Origin of the sequence: Pseudomonas sp. HMSC057H01 (genome assembly GCF_001836405.1) — a bacterium.
Classification (GTDB): domain Bacteria; phylum Pseudomonadota; class Gammaproteobacteria; order Pseudomonadales; family Pseudomonadaceae; genus Pseudomonas; species Pseudomonas aeruginosa.
Map to the genome: position 1 here is coordinate 83,220 of NZ_KV828508.1, position 8,335 is coordinate 91,554.

Below are 8,335 nucleotides of genomic sequence, written 5' to 3' on the forward strand. Positions count from 1 at the left end.
TGCACCTACCAGATCTGGGGTTGGCAGGATCGCCATTTTTCCCGTACTAATCGTCGTCTTCACGATCGATTGGTACACCTTGGCGGGACGTGTCGAAGCAGCCCTACGGACAACCACTGCTTGAACAAGGTATGACTCATGACGATTCTCGTGACCGGCAGCGCCGGCTTCATCGGCGCCAATTTCGTGCTCGACTGGCTGGCCCTGCATGACGAGCCGGTGGTCAGCCTCGACAAGCTCACCTACGCCGGCAACCGGCAGAACCTCGCCAGCCTCGACGGCGACGCCCGGCACACCTTCGTCGCCGGCGATATCGGCGATAGCCAGCTGGTAGCCCGCCTGCTCGCCGAGCACCAGCCGCGGGCGATCCTCAACTTCGCCGCGGAATCTCATGTGGACCGCTCGATCCACGGCCCCGAGGACTTCATCCAGACCAACATCGTCGGCACCTTCCGCCTGCTGGAAGAAGTGCGCGCCTACTGGGGCGCGCTGGAGCCGGAAGCGAAGGCGGCATTCCGCTTCCTCCACGTCTCCACCGACGAAGTCTATGGCTCGCTGGCACCGAGCGATCCGGCCTTCACCGAGAACAACCGCTACGAGCCGAACAGTCCCTACTCGGCGTCCAAGGCGGCCTCCGACCACCTGGTGCGGGCCTATCACCACACCTACGGGCTGCCGGTGCTGACCACCAACTGCTCGAACAACTACGGCCCGTACCACTTCCCGGAAAAGCTCATCCCACTGGTGATCCACAACGCCCTGGCCGGCAAGCCGCTGCCGATCTACGGCGACGGCCAGCAGATCCGCGACTGGCTCTACGTCAAGGACCATTGCAGCGCCATCCGCCGGGTCCTCGAAGCCGGGCAACTGGGCGAGACCTACAATGTCGGCGGCTGGAACGAAAAGGCCAACCTCGACGTGGTCGAGACCCTCTGCGCCATCCTCGACCAGGAGCAGCCGCGCGCCGACGGCCGCAGCTATCGCGAGCAGATCACCTTCGTCAAGGATCGTCCGGGCCATGATCGCCGCTACGCCATCGATGCCACGCGCCTGGAGCGCGAGCTGGGCTGGAAGCCGGCGGAAACCTTCGAGACCGGCATCCGCAAGACCGTGCGCTGGTACCTGGACAACCAGGACTGGGTGGCCAACGTAACCAGCGGTGCCTACCGCGAGTGGGTGGGTAAGCAGTACGCATGAACCGGATCCTTCTCCTCGGCGCCAACGGCCAGGTCGGCTGGGAGCTGCAGCGCGCCCTGGCGCCGCTGGGCGAACTGCTGGTCTGCGACCGCCGGCGCGCCGATCTCGCCGACCCCGAAGGCCTGGCGCGACTGGTTCGCGCCGAGCGGCCGCAGTTCATCGTCAACGCCGGCGCCTACACCGCGGTGGACAAGGCCGAGAGCGATGCCGACAACGCCCGCCTGATCAATGCCCGCGCCGTCGCGGTACTGGCCGAGGAGGCCGCGGCCTGCGGCGCCTGGCTGGTGCATTACTCCACCGACTACGTGTTCGACGGCGCGGGCAGCGCGCCTTTCGCCGAGGACGCGCCGACCGGCCCGCTGAGCGTCTACGGGCAGACCAAGCTGGAAGGCGAGCAGGCCATCCGCGCCAGCGGCTGCCGCCACCTGATCTTCCGCACCAGTTGGGTCTACGCCGCGCGCGGCGGGAACTTCGCCAAGACCATGCTGCGCCTGGCCGGGCAACGCGACGAACTCAAGGTCGTGGCCGACCAGTTCGGCGCGCCGACCAGCGCCGAGCTGATCGCCGACGTCACCGCCCAGGCCCTGCAGCGTCTGCGCTGGGATGCCGAGCTGGCAGCACGGGCCAGCGGCACCTACCACCTGGTCGCCAGCGGCGAGACGTCCTGGCACCTCTATGCGCGCTTCGTCATCGAACAGGCGCTGGAGCGGGGCTGGGAATTGCAGGCGACGCCGCAGCGGGTCCTGCCGATTGCCACCGAGGATTACCCGGTGCCGGCGAAGCGCCCGGCCAATTCGCGCCTCGACAACCACAAGCTGCAACAGGTCTTCGGCCTGGTACTGCCCGACTGGCGCTACCATGCCGGACGCATGATCCAGGAACTGAGCGAGCAGGGACCACTATGAAACGCAAGGGCATCATCCTCGCCGGAGGCTCGGGCACCCGCCTGCACCCGGCAACGCTGGCCATCTCCAAGCAGCTGCTGCCGGTGTACGACAAGCCGATGATCTACTACCCGCTCAGTACCCTGATGCTGGCGGGCATCCGCGAGATACTGATCATCTCGACCCCACAGGACACCCCACGCTTCCAGCAGTTGCTGGGCGACGGTTCGAACTGGGGCCTGGACCTGCAATATGCCGTGCAACCGTCGCCGGACGGCCTGGCCCAGGCCTTCCTGATCGGCGAGTCGTTCATCGGCAACGACCTCAGCGCGCTGGTCCTGGGCGACAACCTCTATTACGGCCACGACTTCCACGAGTTGCTCGGCAGCGCTTCGCAGCGCCAGACCGGCGCCAGCGTCTTCGCCTACCACGTGCTGGACCCGGAGCGCTACGGCGTGGTCGAGTTCGACCAGGGCGGCAAGGCCATCAGCCTGGAAGAGAAGCCACTGAAGCCGAAGTCGAACTACGCGGTCACCGGCCTGTATTTCTACGACCAGCAGGTGGTGGACATCGCGAGGGACCTGAAGCCTTCGCCGCGCGGCGAGCTGGAGATCACCGACGTCAACCGCGCCTACCTGGAGCGCGGCCAGCTCAGCGTGGAGATCATGGGCCGCGGCTACGCCTGGCTGGATACCGGCACCCACGATTCGCTGCTCGAGGCCGGCCAGTTCATCGCCACCCTGGAGAACCGCCAGGGACTCAAGGTGGCCTGCCCGGAAGAGATCGCCTACCGGCAGAAGTGGATCGACGCCGCGCAACTGGAAAAACTCGCCGCGCCGCTGGCCAAGAACGGCTACGGCCAATACCTCAAGCGCCTGCTGACCGAGACCGTGTACTGATGAAAGCGACCCGCCTGGCAATCCCCGACGTCATCCTCTTCGAACCCCGGGTGTTCGGCGACGATCGCGGATTCTTCTTCGAAAGCTACAACCAGCGCGCCTTCGAGGAGGCCTGCGGTCATCCGGTCAGCTTCGTCCAGGACAACCATTCGCGTTCCGCCCGTGGCGTCCTCCGCGGCCTGCACTACCAGATCCGGCAAGCCCAGGGAAAACTGGTGCGCGCCACCCTCGGCGAGGTATTCGACGTGGCCGTCGACCTGCGTCGCGGCTCGCCGACCTTCGGCCAGTGGGTAGGCGAACGCCTGAGCGCGGAGAACAAGCGCCAGATGTGGATTCCGGCCGGCTTCGCGCACGGCTTCGTGGTGCTCAGCGAATACGCCGAGTTCCTCTACAAGACCACCGACTTCTGGGCGCCGGAACACGAACGCTGCATCGTCTGGAACGATCCCGAGCTGAAGATCGACTGGCCGCTGCAGGATGCCCCCCTGCTTTCGGAGAAGGACCGCCAGGGCAAGGCATTCGCCGACGCCGACTGCTTCCCCTGAACGGCAGGGAGCGACCGGCCTCGGCGCAAGGCGTGATAATTTAGGGCATCCCGTCCGGGATGCCCCGGATACTCGCAGCCACGGCAGGTTCGTTCGTCTTGAAAGCCTATTTCCATCGCTGGCGCTCGCTGGTCATCCTCGCCCTGCTTCTCGCGCCGCTGCTCTGGCCCCTGCAATATTTCGCCGAGCGCTACTACAGCGAGCAGTTGGCCGAGCAGAACCGCCAGACGCTCGACCTCTACGTCGCCAATCTGCTCGGTACGCTGCGCCGCTACGAAGAACTGCCGCAGATCCTCGGCGGCCTGCCGGTGCTGCGCCAGGCCCTGCAACAACCTGGCGACCCGTTGCTGCAGAAGATCGCCAACGAGGCGCTGGCCGACATCCGCCGACGCACCGGCGCCGACGTGATCTACCTGCTGCAACCGGACGGCACCACCCAGGTCGCCTCCAACTGGGCCCAGGCGGACAGTTTCGTCCACCGCAACTTCGCCTTCCGCCCCTATTATCGCGAGGCCATGCAGGGCCGCCTGGCGCGCTTCTTCGGCCTGGGCACCACCTCGATCAAGCGCGGCTACTACTTCGCCAGTGCGGTGAAGGAAGGCTCGCGGATCATCGGCGTGCTGGTGGTGAAGGTCGATCTCGAACACATCGAACGGCTCTGGGGCAATTCCCCGGAGCAACTGCTGGTGATAGACAACTACGGCGTGGTGATCCTCTCCTCGCGCGAGGATTGGCGCTTCCATGCCAGTCGGCCGCTGAGCGCGGCGGAGCGCGACGAGATCCACGCCAACATCCCCTACCCGGTGCAGGACCCGAAGCCCCTGCGCCTGCAGCAGAGCGCCTGGCTCAGCCAGAGCCGGACGCTACCGGAAACCGGCTGGACGGTGAGCATCTACGCCCCCCGCACACTCATCGAACGGCCGGTGCGCAGCGTCCTGCTGATCGGCGGCGCGACCCTGCTCGCCCTGCTCCTGCTGCTTACCCTGCTGACCCTCAGCCGCCGTCACTACCTGGACCGCATCGCTCTCGAGGCCGAGGCCAAGCGCCAGTTGGAAGAGCGCGTACTGGAACGCACCCGCGAGCTGGAGAACGCCAACGCGCAGTTGCAGCAGGAAGTCCACGAACGCGAGCAGGCCCAGCGCGAGCTGATGCGCGCCCAGGACGAAGTGGTCCAGGCCGGCAAGCTCACGGCCCTCGGCACCATGTCGGCGAGCATCAGCCACGAACTCAACCAGCCGCTGGCGGCGATCCGCAGCTACGCCGACAACGCCCGGGTGCTGCTCGACCACCAGCGCACCGAAGACGCCCGCGGCAATCTCGAGCAGATCAGCGACCTCACCACCCGCATGGCCTCGATCATCGCCCACCTCAAGGCCTATGCTCGCGGTGCGCGCCGGGCGCCGGAGAACGTGCAGCTGCAGCCGGCGATCGAGGACGCCCTGTCGATGCTCGCCAGTCGGCGGCGGGCGATGAACGTCGAACTGCTGCGCGACGTGCCGGACGCCCCGCTGTGGGTCCAGGCCGGCGAGACCCGCTTGCGGCAGATCCTCGGCAACCTGCTCACCAATGCCCTCGACGCGCTCGCCGAGAAAGCTCCGCCACGGCGCCTGTGGGTGATCGCCAGCCAGGACCAGCACGGCGTGATCCTGACCCTGCGCGACAACGGCCCGGGGTTTTCCGAGGACGCCCTGGCCCACGCCCACGAACCCTTCTTCACCACCAAGACCACCGCCAAAGGGCTCGGCCTCGGCCTGGCCATCTGCGATAACCTATTGCGCGCCCTCGGCGGCCGCCTGGAAATGGGCAACCATCTCGAAGGCGGCGCCGTGGTGCGCCTGCACTTGCTGCCGGGAGTTCCCGGCGTCGCCGCCATGCCCCAGGAGGAAACCCGCGCATGAGTCCCTTCGCGCCATTCGATGCCCAGACCCAGGTCCTGCTGATCGACGACGATCCGCACCTGCGCCAGGCCCTGCGCCAGACGCTCGACCTCGCCGGGCTCAAGGTCGCGACCCTGGACGACGCGCGCCAGCTGGATACCGCGCAGTGCAAGGACTGGCCCGGGGTGGTGGTCAGCGACATCCGCATGCCCGGCATCGATGGCATGGAACTGCTCCGCCAATTGCACGAACAGGACGCCGACCTGCCGGTGATCCTGATCACCGGCCACGGCGACGTGCCGCTGGCGGTCCAGGCCATGCGCGGCGGCGCCTACGACTTCCTGGAAAAGCCCTTTCCCAGCGACGCCCTGCTCGACAGCGTGCGCCGCGCCCTGGAGGTGCGCCGGCTGGTCCTGGAGAACCGCACCCTGCGCCTGGCCCTGGCCGAACGCCACGAACTGCATGGGCGCCTGATCGGACGCTCGGCCGGCATGCAGCGCCTGCGCGAGCAGGTCGGCTCGCTGGCGGCGATCCAGGCCGACGTGCTGGTCCTTGGCGAAACCGGCGCCGGCAAGGAGGTGGTCGCGCGGGCCCTGCATGACCTGTCGAGCCGACGCGACGGACCGTTCGTCGCGATCAACGCCGGCGCTCTCGCCGAATCGGTGGTGGAAAGCGAACTGTTCGGCCACGAGGCCGGCGCCTTCACCGGCGCGCAGAAGCGCCGCATCGGCAAGTTCGAGTACGCCAATGGCGGCACCCTGTTCCTCGACGAGATCGAGAGCATGAGCCTGGACGTGCAGGTCAAGCTGTTGCGCCTGCTGCAGGAACGGGTAGTCGAGCGGCTCGGCTCCAACCAGCTGATCCCGCTGGATATCCGCATCATCGCGGCAACCAAGGAAGACCTGCGCCAGGCCGCCGACCAGGGCCGCTTCCGCGCCGACCTCTATTACCGCCTCAACGTCGCCAGCTTGCGCATCCCACCGCTGCGCGAGCGCGGCGAGGACATCCCGCTGCTGTTCCGCCATTTCGCCGAAGCCGGCGCCATGCGCCATGGCCTGACGCCACGCGAACTGGACGCCGGCCAGTCGGCGCGCCTGCTGGCCTACGACTGGCCGGGCAACGTGCGCGAATTGCAGAACGCCGCCGAGCGCTTCGCCCTGGGCCTCGGCCTGAGCCTGGACGACGGAGTCCTGCCCGACGCCGCCGACGAGCCGCACAACCTCAGCGCCAAGGTCGAGGCCTTCGAACGCTCGCTGATCGCCGCCGAGCTGGAACGCCCGCACAATTCGCTGCGTAGCGTCGCCGAGGCCCTCGGTATCCCGCGCAAGACCCTGCACGACAAGCTGCGCAAGCACGGCCTGCCGTTCAACACGCCTGGCGAGAATCCGCCAGATGATGGCGAATGAATGGCGGAATACCGCCAGCCGTTCGCCATTCGCGCCCGCAGCATCTCCCCTGCACGCCCTTGCCCGACTGGCACAGGGCTTGCTCACTGCTTCCCGAGCGTTCCAACAAGCAGAAGACCAGGCGCTTTTCCGATTCACGCAGCATCTGCCGCTGCGCTGCCTAGACTTCCCTTGTTCGGCCACGCCGAGAGGACATCTGTCCTCTTCATAAAAGACAGACAAGAACAAAGAGGAAGTCTCATGCTCAAGCACACCGCGAAGGCGCTCGTCTGCGCACTTTCCCTGACCGTCGCCGGAATCGTCCAGGCGGCCGACCCGATCGTCATCAAGTTCTCCCACGTCGTCGCCGAGCACACGCCCAAGGGCCAGGGCGCGCTGCTGTTCAAGAAACTGGTGGAGGAACGCCTACCGGGCAAGGTCAAGGTGGAGGTCTACCCGAACTCGTCGCTGTTCGGCGACGGCAAGGAAATGGAGGCCCTGCTGCTAGGCGACGTGCAGATCATCGCGCCGTCGCTGGCCAAGTTCGAGCAGTACACCAAGAAACTGCAGATCTTCGACCTGCCGTTCCTGTTCGACAACATCCAGGCGGTCGACCGCTTCCAGCAGAGCCCGCAGGGCAAGGAGCTGCTGACCTCGATGCAGGACAAGGGCATCACCGGCCTCGGCTACTGGCACAACGGGATGAAGCAACTGTCCGCCAACAAGCCCCTGCGCGAGCCGAAGGACGCCCGCGGCCTGAAGTTCCGCGTGCAGGCCTCCAAGGTGCTCGAGGAACAGTTCAAGGCGGTGCGCGCCAACCCGCGCAAGATGAGCTTCGCCGAGGTCTACCAGGGCCTGCAGACCGGCGTGGTCAACGGTACCGAGAACCCCTGGTCGAACATCTACTCGCAGAAGATGCACGAAGTGCAGAAGTACATCACCGAATCCGACCACGGCGTGCTGGACTACATGGTGATCACCAACACCAAGTTCTGGAACGGCCTGCCGGAAGACGTGCGCGGCGTTCTGGCCAAGACCATGGACGAGGTGACCGTGGAGGTGAACAAGCAGGCCGAGGCGCTCAACCAGGGCGACAAGCAGCGCATCGTCGAGGCCAAGACCAGCGAGATCATCGAACTCACTCCCGAACAGCGGGCCGAATGGCGCAAGGCCATGCAGCCGGTGTGGAAGAAGTTCGAAGGTGAGATCGGCGCCGACCTGATCAAGGCCGCCGAAGCCGCCAACCAGGCTCAATAAGAAGAAGAGGGAAAGCCCATGCACGCGCTCGCGCGCGTCTGGGCGCGCCTGGAGGAAGGCCTGATCGCCTTCCTCCTCGCCGCCATGACGCTGGTTACCTTCGTTTATGTGGTCCTCAACAACCTCTACACGCTGTTCTACGATCTCGCCGACCTCTGGGAGGGCGGCAACGAGACGCTGCTCGCCATCGGCGACGCCATCCTCAGCCTGGCCCAGGAGATGACCTGGAGTAACGCCCTGACCAAGGCCCTGTTCGCCTGGCTGATCTTCCTCGGCATCGCCTACGGCGTA

Annotated in this window: 7 protein-coding genes and 1 pseudogene; all 8 read left to right on the forward strand. The window is 66.4% G+C overall.

Features of this window, described 5'->3' with window-relative positions; genetic code table 11:
* The first annotated feature begins 138 nt into the window (after nt 1-138).
* Nucleotides 139-1,197 (forward strand): dTDP-glucose 4,6-dehydratase, encoded by a 1,059-nt coding sequence (gene rfbB / locus HMPREF2581_RS22340; RefSeq protein ID WP_003096179.1) that lies wholly within the window; start codon nt 139-141, stop codon nt 1,195-1,197.
* Nucleotides 1,194-2,102, forward strand: a complete 909-nt coding sequence (gene rfbD / locus HMPREF2581_RS22345) for a dTDP-4-dehydrorhamnose reductase (RefSeq protein WP_003141888.1) — start codon at nt 1,194-1,196, stop codon at nt 2,100-2,102. The genes rfbB and rfbD overlap by 4 nt, the downstream gene beginning before the upstream one ends.
* Nucleotides 2,099-2,980 carry a glucose-1-phosphate thymidylyltransferase RfbA gene (gene rfbA, locus HMPREF2581_RS22350; protein WP_003096181.1) on the forward strand — a complete coding sequence of 294 codons (882 nt, stop codon included), beginning with the start codon at nt 2,099-2,101 and terminating at the stop codon, nt 2,978-2,980. The genes rfbD and rfbA overlap by 4 nt, the downstream gene beginning before the upstream one ends.
* Entirely contained in the window at nt 2,980-3,525 is a 546-nt protein-coding gene (rfbC, locus tag HMPREF2581_RS22355; RefSeq protein ID WP_003096184.1) for a dTDP-4-dehydrorhamnose 3,5-epimerase, read from the forward strand. Before rfbA ends, rfbC begins: the two co-directional genes overlap by 1 nt.
* Before the next feature lie 59 nt (nt 3,526-3,584).
* Nucleotides 3,585-5,423, forward strand: coding sequence for a two-component system sensor histidine kinase DctB (gene dctB, locus HMPREF2581_RS22360; RefSeq protein WP_003141891.1), 1,839 nt, complete (start codon nt 3,585-3,587; stop codon nt 5,421-5,423).
* The gene (gene dctD, locus HMPREF2581_RS22365; RefSeq protein ID WP_003096187.1) at nt 5,420-6,808 is read left to right on the forward strand and encodes a two-component system response regulator DctD; all 1,389 of its coding nucleotides are present in this window, start codon (nt 5,420-5,422) and stop codon (nt 6,806-6,808) included. Before dctB ends, dctD begins: the two co-directional genes overlap by 4 nt.
* Before the next feature lie 240 nt (nt 6,809-7,048).
* Entirely contained in the window at nt 7,049-8,044 is a 996-nt protein-coding gene (gene dctP / locus HMPREF2581_RS22370; protein ID WP_003105525.1) for a C4-dicarboxylate TRAP substrate-binding protein DctP, read from the forward strand.
* 18 nt (nt 8,045-8,062) lie between these two features.
* Nucleotides 8,063-8,335, forward strand: a pseudogene (gene dctQ / locus HMPREF2581_RS22375) (C4-dicarboxylate TRAP transporter small permease protein DctQ); the annotation flags it as partial.